18 protein-coding genes are annotated in these 19,629 nt (G+C 63.6%); 4 read left to right on the top strand and 14 right to left on the bottom strand.

The features are described from left to right. Positions 1-11 precede the first annotated feature (11 nt). The gene (locus tag HU764_RS02840; RefSeq protein WP_186675631.1) at positions 12-284 is read left to right on the top strand and encodes an HPr family phosphocarrier protein; all 273 of its coding nucleotides are present in this window, start codon (positions 12-14) and stop codon (positions 282-284) included. Positions 285-420: 136 nt separating this feature from the next. Here HU764_RS02840 and HU764_RS02835 read toward each other — a convergent pair whose 3' ends face one another. The 6 genes from HU764_RS02835 to pmbA form a co-directional block, all read right to left on the bottom strand. Further along, positions 421-1,314: a ZIP family metal transporter gene (locus HU764_RS02835; protein WP_027595602.1), complete on the bottom strand. Its 894-nt coding sequence runs from the start codon at positions 1,312-1,314 to the stop codon at positions 421-423. Positions 1,315-1,325: 11 nt separating this feature from the next. Continuing rightward, positions 1,326-1,937: a superoxide dismutase gene (locus HU764_RS02830; RefSeq protein ID WP_186703511.1), complete on the bottom strand. Its 612-nt coding sequence runs from the start codon at positions 1,935-1,937 to the stop codon at positions 1,326-1,328. A 1-nt stretch (position 1,938) separates the two neighbouring features. Next, on the bottom strand, positions 1,939-2,400 hold the full coding sequence (locus tag HU764_RS02825; protein ID WP_027595600.1) for a hypothetical protein: 462 nt from the start codon (positions 2,398-2,400) through the stop codon (positions 1,939-1,941). 49 nt (positions 2,401-2,449) lie between these two features. Continuing rightward, positions 2,450-3,826, bottom strand: coding sequence for a class II fumarate hydratase (locus HU764_RS02820; RefSeq protein WP_099428394.1), 1,377 nt, complete (start codon positions 3,824-3,826; stop codon positions 2,450-2,452). Beyond that, the gene (locus HU764_RS02815; protein ID WP_027595598.1) at positions 3,819-4,220 is read right to left on the bottom strand and encodes a hypothetical protein; all 402 of its coding nucleotides are present in this window, start codon (positions 4,218-4,220) and stop codon (positions 3,819-3,821) included. The genes HU764_RS02820 and HU764_RS02815 overlap by 8 nt, the downstream gene beginning before the upstream one ends. A 251-nt stretch (positions 4,221-4,471) precedes the next feature. Beyond that, positions 4,472-5,818, bottom strand: coding sequence for a metalloprotease PmbA (gene pmbA / locus HU764_RS02810; RefSeq protein ID WP_027595597.1), 1,347 nt, complete (start codon positions 5,816-5,818; stop codon positions 4,472-4,474). Positions 5,819-5,926: 108 nt separating this feature from the next. On the opposite strand from pmbA, the gene yjgA reads away from it, so the two are divergent. Then, positions 5,927-6,445: a ribosome biogenesis factor YjgA gene (gene yjgA / locus HU764_RS02805; RefSeq protein WP_027595596.1), complete on the top strand. Its 519-nt coding sequence runs from the start codon at positions 5,927-5,929 to the stop codon at positions 6,443-6,445. A 117-nt stretch (positions 6,446-6,562) separates the two neighbouring features. Here yjgA and tldD read toward each other — a convergent pair whose 3' ends face one another. From tldD to mreB, 8 genes are all read right to left on the bottom strand, one after another. Next, the gene (gene tldD, locus HU764_RS02800; protein ID WP_099452990.1) at positions 6,563-8,002 is read right to left on the bottom strand and encodes a metalloprotease TldD; all 1,440 of its coding nucleotides are present in this window, start codon (positions 8,000-8,002) and stop codon (positions 6,563-6,565) included. 2 nt (positions 8,003-8,004) lie between these two features. Beyond that, complete coding sequence (locus HU764_RS02795; RefSeq protein WP_027595594.1) at positions 8,005-8,856, bottom strand: carbon-nitrogen hydrolase family protein; 852 nt, start codon at positions 8,854-8,856, stop codon at positions 8,005-8,007. Positions 8,857-8,870: 14 nt separating this feature from the next. Continuing rightward, the gene (locus HU764_RS02790; protein WP_186703510.1) at positions 8,871-12,686 is read right to left on the bottom strand and encodes a YhdP family protein; all 3,816 of its coding nucleotides are present in this window, start codon (positions 12,684-12,686) and stop codon (positions 8,871-8,873) included. Positions 12,687-12,768: 82 nt separating this feature from the next. Beyond that, positions 12,769-14,226 (bottom strand): ribonuclease G, encoded by a 1,458-nt coding sequence (rng, locus tag HU764_RS02785; RefSeq protein WP_027595592.1) that lies wholly within the window; start codon positions 14,224-14,226, stop codon positions 12,769-12,771. A gap of 54 nt (positions 14,227-14,280) precedes the next feature. After that, positions 14,281-14,892: a Maf family protein gene (locus tag HU764_RS02780; protein ID WP_186675612.1), complete on the bottom strand. Its 612-nt coding sequence runs from the start codon at positions 14,890-14,892 to the stop codon at positions 14,281-14,283. A 33-nt stretch (positions 14,893-14,925) separates the two neighbouring features. Further along, positions 14,926-15,414: a rod shape-determining protein MreD gene (mreD, locus tag HU764_RS02775; RefSeq protein WP_027595590.1), complete on the bottom strand. Its 489-nt coding sequence runs from the start codon at positions 15,412-15,414 to the stop codon at positions 14,926-14,928. Then, positions 15,414-16,427, bottom strand: a complete 1,014-nt coding sequence (mreC, locus tag HU764_RS02770) for a rod shape-determining protein MreC (protein ID WP_189662653.1) — start codon at positions 16,425-16,427, stop codon at positions 15,414-15,416. Before mreC ends, mreD begins: the two co-directional genes overlap by 1 nt. Before the next feature lie 195 nt (positions 16,428-16,622). Beyond that, positions 16,623-17,660 (bottom strand): rod shape-determining protein MreB, encoded by a 1,038-nt coding sequence (gene mreB, locus HU764_RS02765; protein WP_003255163.1) that lies wholly within the window; start codon positions 17,658-17,660, stop codon positions 16,623-16,625. Positions 17,661-17,865: 205 nt separating this feature from the next. On the opposite strand from mreB, the gene gatC reads away from it, so the two are divergent. Beyond that, positions 17,866-18,153 carry an Asp-tRNA(Asn)/Glu-tRNA(Gln) amidotransferase subunit GatC gene (gatC, locus tag HU764_RS02760; RefSeq protein WP_027595588.1) on the top strand — a complete coding sequence of 96 codons (288 nt, stop codon included), beginning with the start codon at positions 17,866-17,868 and terminating at the stop codon, positions 18,151-18,153. A gap of 15 nt (positions 18,154-18,168) precedes the next feature. Beyond that, positions 18,169-19,620 (top strand): Asp-tRNA(Asn)/Glu-tRNA(Gln) amidotransferase subunit GatA, encoded by a 1,452-nt coding sequence (gatA, locus tag HU764_RS02755; RefSeq protein WP_085272654.1) that lies wholly within the window; start codon positions 18,169-18,171, stop codon positions 19,618-19,620. Positions 19,621-19,629 lie beyond the last annotated feature (9 nt).

Raw genomic sequence — 19,629 nt, 5'->3', positions numbered from 1 at the left:
TCCACCCCACGATGCCCGCCCGCAAAATCACCATCATCAACAAGCTGGGCCTGCATGCCCGGGCGGCGGCCAAGTTCGTCGGCGTGGCCGGGCGCTTTCCCTGCCAGGTCAGGGTAGGCCGCGCGCCAGACAAGCTGGTGGACGGCAAGAGCATCATGGCGGTGATGATGCTCGCGGCAGGCAAAGGCACCGAAGTGCACTTGCTGACCGAGGGCGAACAGGACAACGACGCGCTGGACGCGCTGGTCGAGTTGATCAACAACTACTTCGACGAAGGCGAGTAGGGAACGCTGGGCTTGTCACAACACCTTCAGCGCCTGTGAGATCGAGCGCCGCGCGGGCGGCGCTCGGCCTTACAGGCCCAGACAATCTCCCGCCGAACGGTCGTAACCACGACACAATCATCATGGCGCAATCAATTCAAGACATCGCCGTGTCCATCACCATCATCAGGCAAAAGCCGATACACAACCCCAAACTGGCCAGACGGTGATGCCCATTGCTACGCGACTCGGGGATGATCTCCTGGGTCACCACCAGCAGCATCGCCCCTGCGGCACACGCCAGGCCCAACGGCAACAGCAGTTCGGCAACATTCACCAGCCAGGCACAGATAACCGCTGCCACCGGTTCGACCAGGCCTGAAGCGGCACCAATCAGGAATGCCTTGAAACGCGGCATGCCCGCCCCCGCCAGCACCAGCGCAATCACCAGCCCTTCCGGCACATCCTGCAAAGCGATGCCCATCGCCAAACTGTCGGCATCGGCCATGCCGCCGCCCGCAGACACGCCGATGGCCATGCCTTCAGGAATGTTGTGGGCGATGATGGCGATCACGAACAACCAGATTCGCGCGGCGATCACCGGCTGGTTGTCCGTGCCGACCAAGGCTTCTGGCGAGGCACCGGAGACCTTGAGGTCGACCAGGAACAGGCACAAGGCGCCAAACATCAGGCCAAAGCTGATCAGGCCGCCCGCGCCCCAAGGGCTGAAACCTATGCCTTGCGCCGCCTCCAGCCCCGGGATGATCAGGGAAAACGCGGTGGCCGCCAGCATCACACCCGCGCCGAAGCCCAGCAGTGTGTCGGCCAGCGCCACCGGCATGTTACGAATCACCAACACCGGTACCGCGCCCAGCGCTGTCCCCAACGCACACAATGCGCCCCCTTCGAGGGCACGCAGCATGCGCGGCTCCAGGCCCAGCCAGGCAATGCCCTGCGCCAGCAGCAATGCTGTGCCCGCCAGCAACAGCAAGGTTCCTATCGCCAGACGAAACAGACGCACGCTGCTGACGGACAACACCTGTGAACGCATACCGGATCGACTCACTTCAAGGCTTCGAGATAACGACGTTCCACTTCCGCCCAGTCGACGACGTTGTAGAAGGCACCGATGTATTCAGGGCGACGGTTCTGGTATTTCAGGTAGTAGGCGTGCTCCCACACGTCCAACCCGAGAATCGGCGTGTTGCCGTGCATCAGCGGGCTGTCCTGGTTACCGCTGCTTTCGACCACTAACGTGTTGCCCGGGGTGACGCTGAGCCAGGCCCAGCCACTGCCAAAGCGGGTCAGCGCTGCTTTGGTGAAGGCGTCCTTGAACGCGTCGAACCCACCCAGCTCGGCCTCGATGGCCTTGGCAACCTGACCGTGTGGCTGGCCGCCGCCGTGTGGCGCCATCACCGTCCAGAACAGCGTGTGGTTGGCGTGGCCGCCGCCTTGGTTGATCACGGCGCCCTGCAGCTTTTCTGGCAGTTGCTTGACCGCGCCTAACAGCTGCTCCACCGGCCATTCGGCCCATTCGGTGCCTTCGATGGCAGCGTTGAGGTTGTTGATGTAGGTCTGGTGGTGCTTGCTGTGGTGAATTTCCATGGTCTGGGCATCGATGTGCGGCTCCAGCGCATCGTAGGCATAAGGCAACGCAGGCAAGGTATGTGGCATATCAATGGATTCCGTAAGCGTGGGTTCTGGGTGTCACGCCTGTTTGCGCGGCCAGCTCGCTGGCGGCGGGGGCGTGACGGTTGAGCAAGCGCTCGGTGCGCGGGTACTGTCCGTACTCGGCAATGAAACTCAGCAATTCGGTGTAGGTGCGTGAACTGTGGCGCAGCGCTGCATCCCGCAGCGCCTGGGGCAAGCGCGCTTCCTGGCTGGCCTGGAGCAGGCGCTGGTGTGCAGAGCACAGGTAGTCGGCGCTCTCGTGCGGCTGGTTCAGGCGCAGGTGCAGGTCGGCCAGGTTGTGGTGAGCGATGACGAACACCGCCACCGCTTCGTCGACGTCATGCCAGCGCTCGAACAGCACCTGGGCCAAGGCCAAGGCTTGCAGGTAGTGTTCCCGGGCATCGACCCATTCACCTTGCTCGAACAGGCGGTTGGCGGTTTCAGTGGTGCGTTTCCAGTGCTGCATGACGTTTCTCCTGAGCGCAATGGCTCGTACGCTCGGCGGTGACGCTGAGTCAGATACCGCCGGCCGTGAGTTTTTCCGGGTCCAGCAGGGCCTCGAGCTGGTCACGCGACAAGTCGGTGTGCTCCAGCGCCACGTCGATGATCGGGCGGCCCTGCTTGTAGGCGGTCTTGGCGATTTCGGCGGCCTTGAGGTAGCCGATGATCGGGTTCAGCGCAGTGACCAGGATCGGGTTGCGCGCCAGCGCCTCTTTGAGCTTGCTTTCATTGACCTTGAAGGTGGCGATGGCCTTGTCGGCTAGCAGGCGGCTGACGTTGGCCATCAGCTCGATGCTTTCCAGCAGGTTGCGGGCAATCACCGGCAACATGACGTTCAGCTCGAAGTTGCCCGACTGCCCGGCGATGGCGATGGTCGCGTCATTGCCGATCACCTGCGCGGCGACCATGGCGGTGGCTTCCGGGATCACTGGGTTGACCTTGCCCGGCATGATCGACGAGCCCGGCTGCAAGCCTTGCAGCTCGATCTCGCCAAGGCCGGCCAAGGGGCCGGAGTTCATCCAGCGCAGGTCGTTGGCGATTTTCATCAGTGCCACGGCGGTGGTCTTGAGCTGGCCGGAAAGGGCCACCGCCGTGTCTTGCGAGCCGATCAGCGCAAACAGGTTTTGCCCGGGAGTGAACTCGACCTGGGTCAGGGCACTCAGCTGACGCGCGAAACCGGCAGCGAACTGTGGATGGGCGTTAATGCCGGTCCCGACGGCCGTACCGCCCTGGGCCAGCGCCTGCAAGCTCGGCAGGGTCGCTTCAATGTGCGCCAGCGCGCCGTTGATTTGCGCCGCCCAGCCGTCGAGCACCTGGCTCATGCGCACGGGCATGGCGTCCATCAGGTGAGTGCGGCCGGTTTTTACAAAGGCGTGCACCTGCACCGACTTGGCCTCGATCACCTGCACCAGGTGCCGCAACGCTGGCAGTAGCTGCTCGTGCAGCGCCAAGGCGGCACTGACATGGATGGTGGTCGGGATGATGTCGTTGCTGCTCTGGCCGCAGTTCACATGGTCGTTGGCATTGACCGCATCACCGAGCACCCGGCTGGCCAGGGTGGCGATCACTTCGTTGGCGTTCATGTTCGAACTGGTGCCGGAACCTGTCTGGAACACGTCCACCGGGAAATGCTGGATAAAATCTTCCGCAAGCAGTTGCTCGACCGCCTTGACGATGGCCTGGCCTTGGTCGGCGGTCACTTGCTCCAGCTCGATGTTGGCCTTGGCCGCTGCCGCCTTGGCCAGCAGCAATGCGCGAATGAACTGGGCCGGCATGCGCTGACCGCTGATCGGGAAGTTGTCGACCGCGCGCTGTGTCTGGGCGCCATACAGGGCCTCGGCAGGCACCTGAAGCTCACCCATGCTGTCACGCTCGATACGGGTATTACTCATCGTCTAATCCTTGCATCAGTTCATCGGGAGAAATCGAAGGCAGCAGCACGCAGTTGGCCAATTGCAGGGCGTAGGGCTGCCAGCGCTGGTTCTGTTCGCGGCGGTCGAGGTTGCGCAGGTCCAGCAACGGGCGCCAGGCCTGGTCCAGGCACAGGCAGCGCCAATGCCACGGCAGCATGCGGTCGCAGGCGGTATCCAGCAGCAGGCGGAAGGAGGTCAACGCCACCGTCCAGGACGAGGTTTCGGTGCAGCACACCAGGTAACGGCCTTCGGCCAGGTAGTGCTCGATAAGGCGCGGCTCATCGGGCTCGAGCGCGCAGCGAATGCGCCGACTGAGCCAGCGCCAGTTTTCCAAATAGGGCAATTCGTGAAGGACGGATTTCATGAACACCATCGCCAAGCAACTGGGTAATGATATTCATTATTAAGTGATAAATAGAATCACTTCAAGTGCGAATAGACTAAAGCAGTGAGGTCGGACGCATAAAAAAACCCGGCACCAGGGCCGGGTTCTCTAAATCAGTCTGAAACAGGCTGGGCTGTACCGGCCTCTTCGCGGGTAAACCCGCTCCCACAGTACCTGAAGCCAGTCGGTGATCCTGTGGGAGCGGGTTTACCCGCGAAGAGGCCAGAGCAGGTTACCTATCAGCTCCCTGCAACCGTCATTCGCTCGATCAGCACCGAGCCCGTATGGATATTGCTGCGTGTCTCTAGATCGTTACCGATCGCGACAATTTGCTGGAACATATCCTTCATGTTCCCGGCGATGGTCACTTCCTGCACCGCATGCTGAATCTCGCCGTTCTCGACCCAGAAACCCGCAGCCCCACGCGAATAATCGCCGGTCACCATGTTCAGGCCATGCCCCATCAGCTCGGTCACCAGCAAGCCACGCCCCATGCGGCGGATCAGGGCAGCCTGGTCTTCGACGCCATGGGTTACGTACAAGTTGTGAACACCACCGGAGTTGGCCGTGCTCGGCAGCCCGAGCTTGCGCCCGGAATAGGTGCCCAGCAGGTACGACACCAACTCACCTTTGTCGACGAACGGTTTGGCGTAGGTCGCCAAGCCATCGCCATCGAACGCGGCACTGCCCAAGGCCCGAGGAATATGCGGGCGCTCATCGAGGGTCAGCCAGCTTGGGAACAGGCGCTGGCCAAGGGTGCCTTCAAGGAACGACGACTTGCGGTACAGGTTGCCGCCGGAAATCGCCGAGAGGAAGCTGCCGAACAGGCCGCCGGCCAGCTCCGCCGAGAACAGCACCGGCACTTCGCAGGTTGGTACGGGGCGCGCGCCGAGGCGGCTGGCCGCACGCTGGGCCGCGCGCTGGCCGATGCTGCGCGGGTCAGCCAGCAAGGTGCCTTGGCGGTTCACGTCATACCAGTAGTCGCGCTGCATCTGCCCGTCGCCCTCGGCGATCATCACACAGCTCAGGCTGTGCCGGGTCGACGCATAACCACCGATGAATCCGTGGCTGTTGCCGTACACCCGGCACCCTTGATGGGTGTTGAGGGTGGTGCCATCGGCGTTGAGAATGCGGGCATCGGCGTCGAACGCCGCGGCCTCGCAGGCCAAGGCCATCTCGATCGCCTTCTCGGGTTCGATATCCCAGTCGTGATAAAGGTCCAGGTCCGGGATTTCGCGCGCCATCAGCGCGGCATCGGCCAGCCCCGAGCACTCGTCTTCGGAGGTGTGCTTGGCGATGGCCAAGGCTGCGGCAACGGTCTCGCGGATCGCGTCTGGGCCACTCGCGGAGGTGCTGGCCGAGCCTTTGCGCTGGCCGACATAGAGGGTGATGCCAAAGCCTTGGTCACGGTTGAACTCGACCGTTTCGACCTCACGCTGGCGCACCGTGGTGGACAGGCCCTGCTCCAGCGACACCGCAACTTCGCAGGCACTGGCACCCTGGCGACGCGCTTCGGCGATGATCGCTTCGACCTGTTCCTGCAACGCTGGCAGGTCTTTCGGACCTACGCTCTGGACTGCACTCATGGTTCTCTCCACTCAAATTCTGCGTTCGGCGAAGGTCATTCTACGACCGGGCCGGACAAGCGGCCCCCGACTGGTTATCATGGCGGCGATTTCTAGCGGACTGCCACCATGGTTGATTCAAACGACGCCTACGACGGCGAAAAAAGCAAAACCCAGATCAAGCGCGAACTGCATGAACTGGTTGAACTCGGCGAGCGCCTCACTACGCTCAAGGCTGACACCCTGGCACGCCTGCCGTTGACCGACGAGCTACGCAAAGCGTTGGCCGAGGCCAGCAAGCACACAGCTCACGGAGCCCGCAAACGGCACATGTCGTTCGTCGGCAAGCTGATGCGCGTCCAGGACCTGGATGCCATCCATGCCTTGCTCGAACAGATGGACAGCTCGACCCGCCAGTACAACGAACGCTTCCACGGCCTGGAGCGCTGGCGCGACCGGCTCATCGACGGTAATGACGAAGACCTCGAGCGCTTCGTCAACGAATACCCCGACACCGATCGCCAGCAACTGCGCTCGCTGATCCGCCATGCCCAGCACGAAAAAGCGCGGAACAAGCCGCCTGCTGCTGCGCGCAAGGTGTTCAAGTACATCCGCGACCTCGACGAGCTGCAGCGCGGCTTGCGTTGATGCCGTGGGGCCGCTTCGCGGCCCATTCGCAGCGCAAGGCTGCTCCTACAGGGGCATGCGATACCTGTAGGAGCAGCCTTGCGCTGCGAAAGGACCGCAACGCGGTCCCCAACGCCATCACGCGCCAGTACCGCCAACTGTGATCGCATCCAGCTTCAGCGTCGGCTGCCCTACCCCTACAGGCACCGATTGCCCATCCTTGCCGCAGGTCCCGACACCACTGTCCAGGGCCAGGTCATTGCCGACCATCGACACGCGGCTCATCGCCTCCGGTCCGTTACCAATCAGCGTTGCCCCTTTGACCGGCGCAGTAATCTTGCCGTCCTCGATCAAATACGCCTCACTGGTGGAGAACACGAACTTGCCGCTGGTGATATCCACCTGGCCACCACCAAGGTTGGCGCAGTAGATGCCTTTTTTCACCGAGGCGATGATTTCTTGCGGGTCGCTCTCGCCGGCACGCATGTAGGTGTTGGTCATACGTGGCATCGGCAGATGCGCGTAGGACTCGCGACGGCCGTTGCCGGTCACGGCCATGCCCATCAGGCGGGCGTTCAGCTTGTCCTGCATGTAGCCTTTGAGCACACCGTTTTCGATCAGCGTGGTGCACTCGGTCGGGGTGCCTTCGTCATCCACGCTCAGTGAGCCACGGCGGCCTTCAAGGGTGCCGTCGTCGACGATGGTGCACAGCTTCGACGCCACCTGCTCACCGATGCGGCCACTGAACGCCGAGCTGCCCTTGCGGTTGAAGTCGCCTTCCAGGCCATGGCCTACCGCCTCATGCAACAACACACCCGACCAACCCGAGCCCAGCACCACCGGCAAGGTGCCCGCCGGCGCTGGAATCGCTTCCAGGTTCACCAGCGCCTGGCGCAAGGCCTCACGGGCATAGCCCATGACCTTCTCTTCGGTGAAGAACCGGTAGTCGGTACGCCCGCCACCGCCCTGGCCACCGCGTTCGCGACGGCCATTCTGTTCGACGATGACACTGACGTTGAAACGCACCAGCGGGCGCACGTCGGCGGCCAGGCTGCCATCAGCCGCGGCGATGAGAATGCGCTCCCAGACCCCGGCCATGCTCACGCTGACCTGCTGGATACGCGGGTCCAGCGCACGGGTCGCCGCGTCGACACGCTTGAGCAGGTCGACCTTTTCGGCGCGCGTCAGCACATCCAGCGGGTTGTCCGGAGCATACAGGGCGGTCACATCCTGGCTACGGAACGCCTGTACCGTGCCATTCTGCCCAGCGCGGGAAATCGAACGCGCGGCGCGGGCGGCCGAGGTCAAGGCTTCCAGGTTGATAGCATTGCTGTAGGCGAAGCCGGTCTTTTCACCGGATTGGGCACGTACGCCCACGCCCTGATCCAGGTTGAAGCTGCCCTCTTTGACGATGCCGTCCTCGAGCGCCCAGGTTTCCGAGATCTGGCCCTGGAAATACAAGTCGGCGGCATCGATGCCCGGGCCGGCCAACTCACCCAGCACAGCCTGCAGGCTGTCCAGGGTCAATCCGCCTGGGGCCAGGAGCTGCTCGCTGACGGTGGATAACATCTGGCTCATAGTCACTCCGAGGTGTGCGCAGGCCGCAAGGCGTCCTGCGAGAAAAAGCGCCGGTGCGATACCACCGGCATGCGCGCCCGAATGGACGCTTGTTCGTCAATGTCGCGCTCGGCGAGCAATACCGCTTCGCCCTGCGCCTGCTGCGCAACGATCCGCCCCCAAGGGTCGATGATCGCTGCATGGCCATGGGTTTCCCGTGGCCCTGGATGGGTGCCGCCCTGTGCTGCGGCCAACAGGTAGCACTGGGTCTCGATGGCGCGCGCGCGAATCAGCACGTCCCAGTGCGCCGCCCCCGTCACCGCCGTGAAGGCGGCAGGTGCGGTGATCAGTTCTGCCCCGGCTGCGCGCAATGCGCTGTACAACTCGGGGAAGCGCAGGTCATAGCATACGCTCAAGCCCAGGCGCCCCACCGGGGTATCGGCCACCACCACCTGTGCGCCATGGGCATAATCGTCAGACTCGCGATAACGGCCGCGGTTGTCGGCGACGTCCACGTCGAACAGGTGCAACTTGTCATAGCGCGCGGCCACTTCACCGTCTTCATCGATCAACAACGAGCAGGCATGGGCCTTGGCATCAGGTTGGCCGACCGGTGGCAACGGCAACGTGCCGGCGACAATCCATAACTTGAGGTCGCGCGCCGTGCGTTTCAACCAGGGCAGGATCGGCCCTTCCCCCAAGGCTTCGGCACGCCCGATCGCCGCAGCATCCTTGCGCCCCATCGCAGCGAAGTTCTCTGGCAGCACGGCCAGGCGTGCGCCACCGAGCGCGGCCTGCTCAAGCAGGGCGCCGGCCCGCTGCAGGTTGGCCAGCACGTCGTCCTGGCTGACCATCTGGATCACCGCTGCCTTCATGACTACTCCTGGCGCTATTTCTCGAAAGGTTTCACAAATGTGATTCTAGGCTCTTTCCACGGCCCCTCGACGCGGTAATGCACGCTGGCAAAACGTGAGACCCGGTCGCCGATCAACCGATCCACAAGGAACAGCGCGCCCCCGACCGCTGGAGCACCGACGATCAACGCAGCCAGCGGCAGGTTGTTGGTGACCGGCAGGGTCACCTGCAGGTTGGCATCCACCCGGTCACGGACCATGTCCAAGGTGCCCTCGAGCTCGAAGTTGCTCGAAGGGCCGGTCACCGTAATCGGTTCACGGGTCACGTACACGCCATTACTGGCCACCAGCAGGCCCTTGACCCGGTCATAGGCCAGCCCTTTTTCGAACAGGTCGGAGAAGTCCAGGCGCAGGCGACGACCGATGGAGTTGAAATTGAGCAGGCCGAACACGCGCAAGGCCTGGGCACTGCCTTCGACTTCGACAAACTGGCCGGTACGCAATGCCGCGTCCATGCTCCCAGAGAAGCGGTTCAGGCCCACCCAGGCAGGTGAACCGGGCCAACGGCCATCGACATCCAGGCGGAAATCGCGGCTGGTCACGGTAGGCGCGAACCCCCACGCCTTGAGCACATCGGCCAGGTTCTTGCCATCCAGGCGCCCTTTGTACCAGCTGCTGGTGCTGCCCGGCTGGCCTTCCCAGCCACCGCCGCCATCGATGCGCAGGCCTTTGAAGTCCAGGTCGATATCGTCTGCCGACACGCCGCGCGCGGTTGGGCGCAGCTTGATCGAGGCGCTGCCGAACAGGTCGTCGCCGCGGTAGAGCTTGTCGATGCTCAGGTCCAGCGCAGGTACCTTGCGCGGGTCGAACGAGGCTAACGGGTCAGGCCCTTCCTCGGCCTGGGCCTGGGCCGGGTCGGCCGCCGGCAGGCGCAAGGTCTGCAAGCGAATCGACATGGGCGCGCCCTTGGCATCCGGCACGCGTGCGTTGCCGATGACTTCCTTGCTGTCCAGCCGCAGGTCCCACGCCGGGCCACCCCGGGCCAGGCGTACCACCGCCTGGTTGAGGTCCATGCCGAAGGCCTTCAGTTGGCCAATGCTCAGGTCGACGCTTTGCAGGATCTGCCGCGCACTGCCACCGGGGTCATCACCGCCCAGGCTGGCCACCTTGGCCTGCCACGGGGCCAGGTCGAGTGTTTCCAGTCGCCCACGTACGCGCAAGCCTTGGCCGGCCGGTACTTGTGCCTGGCCCGTGCCCAGCAGCAATTCGCCGCGGCCCTGGGCCAGCTTGTCGGAAGGCGCGGCATAGGCGAAGCGCGCGAGGTCGGCATAACCGGCGTCAATGCGTCGCTCCGAGCCTTGCAGGTTCATGCTGAAACGGCTGTCACGGGTGTCCGCAGCGGCCTTGCCGAAGGGCGCAGGCAAGTCGATGGCAAGGCCCTTGAGTGAGGAATTGACGCTAAGGCTGTTGTCCCGGCTGCCGAGGTTGAGCTGCAACTGATACGGCAAGTCGCCCGAGGCCGGCAAGGCCTGGTTGAATTGCAGCCACTCGGTCAGCGCCTTCAGCGCGACCTGGCCATTGGCGTTGATGCGGGTCTGCATCTGCCCTGGCGCGCCCTCGGCAACGATCTGCGCGGTGACCGGCTTGCCGAACGCCTGCAAGCTGATGTTCTTGCCACTGAGCCCTTTGTCCAAATCGAAGCTGAAGTCGCCTTTCAGGCGGTTCAACTCCAGGCTAGGCGGGGCCACCTTGAGGCGGGCATCAGCGGTGGCGAAGTCCACCTGAACTTTGGGCCGTTCCCCGTGGGCCAGGGGGATATCGAGCTTGACCTTGCCCTTGAGCGGGCCCTCGCCTTCCCAGCCGGCGAAGATCTCGCCCGTGCCGATCGGCGCCTCTTTGAGAATTTTCAGGCCGTCGTCCAGGCCGCCGTCGAAATCGCCATCGAGATACAGGTGGCTGTGCTGGTCACCCTCGACGTGGGGGATATCGACACTGACGTCACTGACCTTGGTGTCGAGCAACAGGCCATGGTGAGCCTTGATGCGCACACCGCTGTCCTCGATCAGCACATCACCGTCCACCTGCTGCACCTGTGGCCAGCCGGGCTGGAAGTCCAATACCGCGTCGCGCACCTTGAAGAACAGGCTGATACTGCGCGCCTCTGGCGCGGCGCCATGGTTCAGCGAGCCTTGGTACTGGAAGTAACCCTCGTCCACGGTGCCTTTGACGATCGCACTGCGCAGCCATTCGTCGAGGGCCGGGCTCAGCACTTCGGGCAGGTACTTGGCCGTGTAGCGGCCATCGCCCTCGGTCAAGCCGACGCGCAGGTCCATGTAGTCCTCGCGGCCCTCTTCGAACAGCAGGCGAATGAGGAAGTCACCGGCGATCTTGCCCTCCTCGCCCAGTACCTTCAGGTAGGGCGCGACGAGGGTGAAGCCTTCTTTGTCGAGGGCCCAGGTCAGGCGCGCATTGGCCTGCTGGTAATGCCAGGGTTTGGCGAAGATCGGGTACAGGTGCAGCATGAACGCATCGGTATCCAGCCGCAGCTCGCCGTGCCCCAGGTCACCACTGACGCTGCCGCTGACATTGCCGGCCGCCGGGGCACCGTGGTATGCGTTGAAACCAACCTTCTCTAGGTTGGCGGCAAACTGCAGGCGCTGGTCGCCTTCGGCTTTGGGCCGCGCCTCCAGGCGCACGTTGCGCAGGGCGCCGGTGACTTTCAGGCCATCAACCACGGCCATGAGGTTGTCCGGCAGCGGTGCCAGGGCATTGATCAACGGGGTCAAAGGGGTGAGGTCGAGGCGGTCGGCCTGCACTTGCCAGCGCTCATCAGCGGGGGCCTGCCCTGGGCGCTGACGTAATTGAAGGTGGGACTCCCAACGGTTCTTGCCGATATTCATGGCCAGGGAATCGACCATCACATCAAAACCTTGCTCGTTGCGCTGGAACCACGCAGACAACGCCAGGTTCTCCACGGTCGCGGCTTTGCGCTCGGCATAAGCGCCTTGTAGCTGGGGCGCATTGAGCCGGACCACGGCTTGCTGCAACTGGCCTTTGCCCCAGTCGACCCAGAACTCGCCACCCGCGCGCAATGCGCTGGCGTGCCACTTGCCCAGCAGGCTCGGCGGCAACCAGCGTGCCCAGTCGCTTTGCGGCAGGCTCAGGTAGGCGGCAACCTGGCCATCGCGCCAGGCCTCGGCCGACGCGCGGCTGCGCAGGTTCAGCGCCAGGGGCTGGCCGTCAGGCAGCGTGGCGCGCAGGTCGAGGGCCTGGCGCGAGGCACCGGCCTGCAAGCCCACGCTCACGTAGGTCAAGGTCAGGGGGTCGCGCTGCCAGGGATGCAGGGTTACCTGGCTGTCGAACACATCGATGCGCCCCAGTTGACGCAGGCGCTGCAGCAACTCGGCGGGGTCGAGCGGGGCATCATCCTTCTTCGGCAGCCCTTCGAGGTTCCAGGCGCCTTGCGCGTCTTCGCGCAGGATCAGTTGCAAGCCACCCAGCTGGATACGTGCCAGGCGCACCTCACGGGAGGTCAGGCTGGCCCAGAGGTCTGGCACCAGCTTGACCTCGTCCAGGCGTAACGCGCCAGCACCTTCGCCCAATTGCAGGTCGCGAACGCGCAGTACAGGCGCAAGCCCGCTCCAGCGGCCCTCCAGGGCACCAACGTGCACCGGCAAGCCCAACGCTTGCTCGGCCTTGTGCTCGACATCGGCCCGGTATTCGGCCACCAGCGGCACCAGTTGCCGGCCAACGCTAACGTACAGCGCCACCAACACCGCCAGCAGCGCGCAAATGCCCAGCCCCCAGCGGGTCGAGGCGACAAGAACGCGGGTCAGACGTCCCATGGCCATGGCCCTCCAGGTCGTTTATCCATGATGGCCCTAAGTGCCGGTTTTGCCAGCCCGGCCATCCTGTGGCGCGTTTCGCGAAGCCTCAGAGCAGCACCACATCGTATTGTTCCTGCGAGTACATCGACTCGACCTGGAAGCGGATAGTTCGGCCGATGAAGGTTTCGAGCTCCGCAACGTTGCCGGACTCCTCGTCCAGTAGCCGGTCGACCACCTTCTGATTGGCCAGCACGCGGTAGCCCTCGGCCTGATAGGCACGAGCCTCGCGGAGGATTTCACGGAAGATTTCGTAGCAGATGGTCTCGGGGGTTTTCAGCTTGCCGCGCCCCTGGCAAGCCAAGCACGGCTCGCACAGCACCTGCTCGAGGCTCTCGCGGGTGCGCTTGCGGGTCATCTGCACCAGGCCCAGCTCGGTAATGCCAATGATGTTGGTCTTGGCGTGATCACGCTCGAGCTGTTTTTCCAGGGTGCGCAGCACCTGGCGCTGATGCTCTTCATCTTCCATGTCGATGAAGTCGATGATGATGATGCCGCCGATATTGCGCAGACGCAGTTGCCGGGCAATGGCGGTGGCGGCTTCGAGGTTGGTCTTGAAGATGGTCTCTTCGAGGTTGCGATGGCCGACAAAGGCGCCGGTGTTGACGTCGATGGTGGTCATCGCTTCAGCCGGGTCGACCACCAGGTAGCCACCGGATTTGAGCGGCACCTTGCGCTCCAGGGCGCGCTGGATCTCGTCTTCGACGCCGTACAGGTCAAAGATCGGCCGTTCGCCAGGGTAATGCTCGAGGCGATCGGCGATTTCCGGCATCAGCTCGCCGACGAACTGCGTGGTTTTCTGGAACGTTTCGCGCGAATCGATGCGGATTTTCTCGATCTTCGGGTTGACCAGGTCGCGCAGGGTACGCAGTGCCAGGCCGAGGTCTTCGTAGATTACCGTGGGTGCGCCGCAGCTCTGGATCTGGCTGCCGATCTGCTCCCACAGGCGGCGCAGGTAGCGAATGTCCTGGAGGATTTCTTCAGCGCGCGCGCCTTCGGCGGCAGTACGCAAGATGAAACCACCGGCATCCTTGATGTTCTCGCTGTCCATGCAGCTGCTGACTACCTGCTTGAGGCGATCACGCTCAGCTTCGTCTTCGATCTTCAGGGAAATACCGACATGGCTGCTGCGCGGCATGTACACCAGGTAACGCGAAGGGATCGACAACTGCGTGGTCAGGCGTGCGCCCTTGGTGCCGATCGGGTCTTTGGTCACCTGTACCACCAAGGCCTGGCCTTCATGCACCAGCGCGGTAATGTTCTCTACCGCCGAGCCTTCGCGCTGGGAGATCTCCGAGGCGTGGATGAACGCCGCCCGCTCCAAGCCGATGTCGACGAAGGCCGCCTGCATGCCGGGCAGCACGCGCACCACCTTGCCCTTGTAGATATTGCCGACGATGCCGCGGCGCAGGGTGCGCTCGACGTGCACTTCCTGCAGCACCCCGTTTTCCACCACCGCCACACGTGACTCCATCGGGGTGATGTTGATCAGGATCTCTTCACTCATGGCAGGCTCTCGTCAAAGGTCTTGGATAATGATGGATCGCGTACGCGGTACTGGCTACCGCGGGTTTGTTACCTCTGAAGAAAGCGCGGGCAACTGCCAACAGGCAATGCCGAACTGGGCCAGCAAATCGGCGGTCTCGCTCAACGGCAAGCCGACCACGGCGGAGTAGCTGCCCGTCAGGGCGGTGACGAATACCGCCGCCAGCCCCTGGATGGCATAGCCACCGGCTTTGTCGGCAGGCTCGCCGCTGGCCCAATAACGGGCAGCTTCATCGGCGCTGATGGTACGAAAACGGACGTTGCTGCTGACGCACAGGCTTTGCCTGCGCTGGCCATCGCTCAGGGCGACAGCCGTCAGCACCTGATGCTCGCGGCCAGACAGGTCGGCCAGCATGGCCAGGGCATGTTCGCGGTTTTCGGGTTTGCCGAGAATACGGCCTTCGAGGACCACCGCCGTATCTGCGCCCAGGACGACAGCCGGGCCCTGGAGGCAGGCCAGGCCAGCCTCTGCCTTGGCCCGGGCAAGGCGCTCGACATAGGCTGCGGCGCCTTCGTCGGCGAGCGGGGTTTCATCGATGGGGGCGCTGACCGCAGTGAACGGTACGCCGATCTGGGTCAGCAATTCACGACGACGTGGCGAGCCAGAGGCCAGGTAAAGCGGGTTCATGTAGACATCTCCCTGTCAGTCGCGGCAACGCCGTCAATTTATACGCAAGCGTCGGCGCAGGTCGCGCAGGGCAAAGCTGATCCATGGCCAGAGCAAGGCACTGATGACTGCTGACCACACCAGCGCCAAGGTCGGCAGGCGGTTACCGGTCAAGGCACTGAGCCACAGCTGGATCAACTGGGCAATACCGAAAATCACCAGAATCACCAGGCTCTGCTGCCACATCGGGAACATGCGCAGGCGCTGTTGCAATGACAGCACCAGGAAGGTGATCAAGGTCAGGATCAGCGCGTTCTGCCCCAGCAACGTGCCATACAGCACATCCTCGGCCAGGCCTAGCACGAAGGCCGTGGTCATGCCGACCTTGCTCGGTACCGCGAGTGTCCAGAACGACACCAGCAACGCCAGCCACATAGGCCGGAACACTTCCATGAACTGCGGCATCGGCGAAACGCTGAGCAGCAGGCCGATGGCGAACGTCAGCCAGATGACCCAGCCATTATTACGGCGTGATGCAGCCATCATTGCCTCCGAGGTTGGGCGGGCGCTGCCGCAGGTGCGGCCGGCGCTATAGGGGCCGCGGTTGGCTGCGGGGTAGCGGCTGCAGGTGCTGCAGGCGTCGCCGCCGGGGTGGCAGGTGCGCCCTGCTCGCCATTGGCGCCAGGCTGGACGCCGACCGACGTGCCTTTGCGGTCGGCCTCTTCCTGCGCGATCGCGGCGTCAGTGGCGCGTTGCTCCGGGCTGCGTCGGTCGCTGAACACCAGCAGCATGTAGCGGCTGCGGTTGAGCGCGGCGGTAGGGATGGCACGAACGATGGCGAACGGCTGGCCAGAGTCGTGAATCACTTCGTTGACCGTGGCCACCGGGTAACCCGCGGGGAAGCGCTGGCCCATGCCGGAACTGACCAGCAGGTCGCCTTCCTTGATGTCGGCGGTATCGGCCACATGGCGTAGCTCCAGGCGCTCCGGGTTGCCGGTGCCACTGGCGATGGCGCGCAGGCCGTTGCGGTTGACCTGTACCGGAATGCTGTGGGTGGTATCGGTCAGCAACAGTACCCGCGAGGTGTAGGGCATCAACTCGACCACTTGGCCCATCAGGCCGCGGGCATCGAGCACCGGCTGGCCGAGGAACACGCCATCGCGCTCGCCCTTGTTGATCAGGATGCGGTGGGTGAACGGGTTAGGGTCGACGCCGATCAACTCGGCCACTTCAACCTTTTCGTTGACCAGGGCGGACGAGTTGAGCAGTTCACGCAAGCGCACGTTCTGCTCGGTCAGGGCCGCCAGCTTCTGCAGGCGCCCCTGCAACAGCAGGGCCTCGGTCTTGAGTTTTTCGTTTTCCGCGATGAGTTCGGTACGGCTGCCGAACTGGCCTGCCACGCCTTGCCACAAACGCTGCGGCAAATCGGTGATCCAGTACGACTCCATCAATACCAGGCCCATCTGGCTGCGCACGGGTTTGAGCACGGCAAAGCGCGCATCGACCACCATCAGCGCGACCGACAGCACCACCAATACGAGCAGACGAACGCCCAGCGAAGGGCCCTTGGAGAAAAGCGGTTTAATGGGCCGTTCCTCGTGGACGACTCAGGAGGTCATTGGACATGGGACAACGCACCAGCCTGGTTGCGGGTTGACGGAAACGACGCCCGGACGGACGCCAGCCCAGCGCATACAGGTAGCACTGTGCGTGCTACCTGTAAACCGGGCGCTCAGGAACAGCGAGCAGCATCACTCGCTGGAGAGCAGGTCCATCGCGTGCTTGTCCATCATCTCCAGGGCGCGACCGCCGCCACGGGCGACACAGGTCAGCGGGTCCTCGGCGACGATCACCGGCAGGCCAGTTTCCTGGGCCAGCAGTTTGTCGAGGTCGCGCAGCAGTGCGCCACCACCGGTCAGCACCAGGCCACGCTCGGCGATGTCGGAGGCCAGCTCCGGCGGCGATTGCTCCAGGGCGCTTTTGACCGCCTGGACGATGGTCGCCAGGGATTCTTGCAGGGCTTCCAGCACTTCATTGGAATTCAGGGTGAAGGCACGCGGTACGCCTTCGGCCAGGTTACGGCCACGGACATCGACTTCGCGCACTTCGCCACCTGGGTAGGCGGTGCCGATTTCCTGCTTGATGCGCTCGGCGGTGGACTCGCCGATCAGGCTGCCGTAGTTGCGGCGCACGTAGGTCACGATGGCTTCGTCGAAGCGGTCGCCACCCACGCGGACGGATTCGGCGTAAACCACGCCGTTCAACGAGATCAGGGCGATTTCAGTGGTACCACCACCGATATCGACGACCATCGAACCACGGGCTTCTTCGACCGGCAGGCCGGCACCGATGGCGGCGGCCATTGGCTCTTCGATCAGGAACACTTCACGGGCACCGGCACCCAGGGCCGACTCGCGAATCGCGCGGCGCTCTACCTGGGTCGACTTGCACGGCACGCAGATCAGCACGCGAGGGCTGGGCTGCAGGAAGCTGTTCTCGTGAACCTTGTTGATGAAATACTGCAACATTTTTTCACAAACGCTGAAGTCGGCAATGACGCCGTCCTTCATCGGACGAATGGCAGCAATGTTGCCGGGCGTACGGCCCAGCATGCGTTTGGCTTCGGTACCGACGGCGACGACGCTTTTCTGATTGCCATGGGTACGGATGGCAACAACCGAGGGCTCATTCAGGACGATACCGCGCTCACGCACGTAAATAAGGGTGTTGGCAGTACCCAGGTCGATGGAAAGATCGCTGGAAAACATGCCACGCAGTTTCTTGAACATGGGAAAGTGACCCTGGGGAAAGCGTGGGTAAAAAAGTGCGGCAAACTCTAACAATGGCAGGGATTTTGGGCAAGGAGCCAATATGTTAAATTGGTCGTTTTTCCGAGCACGCCAGCAGATGATCGCGGCCGTATGACCGCCAGAATGCCGACATGTTCCTCATCACGGACCCTAATTCCGTTCTTTGTTTCCCCTGGAGATCCCCATGGCGCTTGAACGCTGCGACGTGGAAAAGATCGCCCATCTGGCCCGTCTGGGGCTGAATGATGGCGAACTGCCACGCATTACCGATGCACTGAACAGCATTCTCGGGCTGGTCGACCAGATGCAAGCGGTCGACACCACTGGCATCGAGCCCCTCGCCCACCCCCTGGAGGCCAGCCAGCGACTGCGTCCCGACCAGGTCACCGAAAGCAACCAGCGCGAGGCCTACCAGGCCATCGCACCGTCGACCGAAAGCGGTCTGTACCTGGTTCCCAAAGTCATCGAGTAAGGGATAGAGCCTGCCATGCACCAATTGACCCTGGCCGAGATCGCCCGCGGACTCGCCGACAAGTCGTTTTCCTCCGAAGAGCTGACGGGCGCCCTGCTGGCGCGCATCAAACAGCTCGACCCGCAAATCAACAGCTTCATCAGCGTTACCGAGGAACTGGCCCTGGGCCAGGCCCGTGCCGCTGACGCCCGTCGCGCCGCTGGCGAGGCTGGCGCCCTGCTGGGTGCGCCCATTGCCCACAAGGACCTGTTCTGCACCAACGGCGTACGCACCAGCTGCGGCTCGAAGATGCTCGACAACTTCAAGGCGCCGTACGATGCCACCGTGGTCGCCAAGCTGGCTGAAGCCGGCATGGTCACCCTGGGCAAGACCAACATGGACGAATTCGCCATGGGTTCGGCCAACGAATCCAGCCACTACGGCCCGGTGAAAAACCCGTGGAACCTGGAGCACGTCCCGGGCGGTTCGTCGGGCGGCTCGGCTGCGGCAGTCGCCGCGCGCCTGCTGCCGGCCACCACCGGCACCGACACTGGCGGCTCGATCCGACAGCCGGCAGCGCTGACTAACCTGACCGGCCTGAAACCGACGTACGGTCGTGTTTCGCGCTGGGGCATGATCGCTTACGCCTCCAGCCTCGACCAAGGCGGCCCGCTGGCCCGCACGGCCGAAGACTGCGCCCTGCTGCTGCAAGGCATGGCCGGTTTCGATACCAAGGACTCCACCAGCATCGAAGAGCCGGTGCCGGACTACAGCGCCAACCTCAACGCTTCGCTGCAAGGCCTGCGCATCGGCCTGCCGAAGGAATACTTCGGCGCAGGCCTGGACCCGCGCATCGCTGACCTGGTGCAAGCCAGCGTCAAGGAGCTGGAAAAGCTCGGCGCCGTGGTCAAGGAAATCAGCCTGCCGAACATGCAGCACGCCATCCCGGCGTACTACGTGATCGCGCCTGCTGAGGCATCCTCCAACCTGTCGCGTTTCGACGGCGTGCGCTTCGGCTACCGCTGCGAAGCGCCAAAAGACCTGACCGACCTGTACAAGCGTTCCCGTGGCGAAGGCTTCGGTGCCGAAGTGCAGCGCCGCATCATGGTGGGCACCTACGCCCTGTCGGCCGGTTACTACGACGCCTACTACGTCAAAGCCCAGCAGATTCGTCGCCTGATCAAGAACGACTTCATGGCCGCGTTCGAAGGTGTTGACCTGATCCTCGGCCCGACCACGCCGAACCCGGCCTGGAAGCTCGGCGCCAAGAGCAGCGACCCCGTCGCCGCCTACCTGGAAGACGTCTACACCATCACCGCCAACCTGGCGGGCCTGCCGGGCCTGTCGATGCCGGCTGGCTTCGTCGATGGCCTGCCGGTCGGCGTGCAACTGCTGGCGCCCTATTTCCAGGAAGGCCGCCTGCTCAACGTCGCGCACCGCTACCAGCAAGTGACCGACTGGCACACCCGCGCCCCCAACGGCTTCTGAGGAGTTCAC

Source organism: Pseudomonas kermanshahensis (assembly GCF_014269205.2).
Classification (GTDB): domain Bacteria; phylum Pseudomonadota; class Gammaproteobacteria; order Pseudomonadales; family Pseudomonadaceae; genus Aquipseudomonas; species Aquipseudomonas kermanshahensis.
Note: the sequence above shows the minus strand (reverse complement) of the source record. Positions and strands in the feature narration are given on the sequence as shown.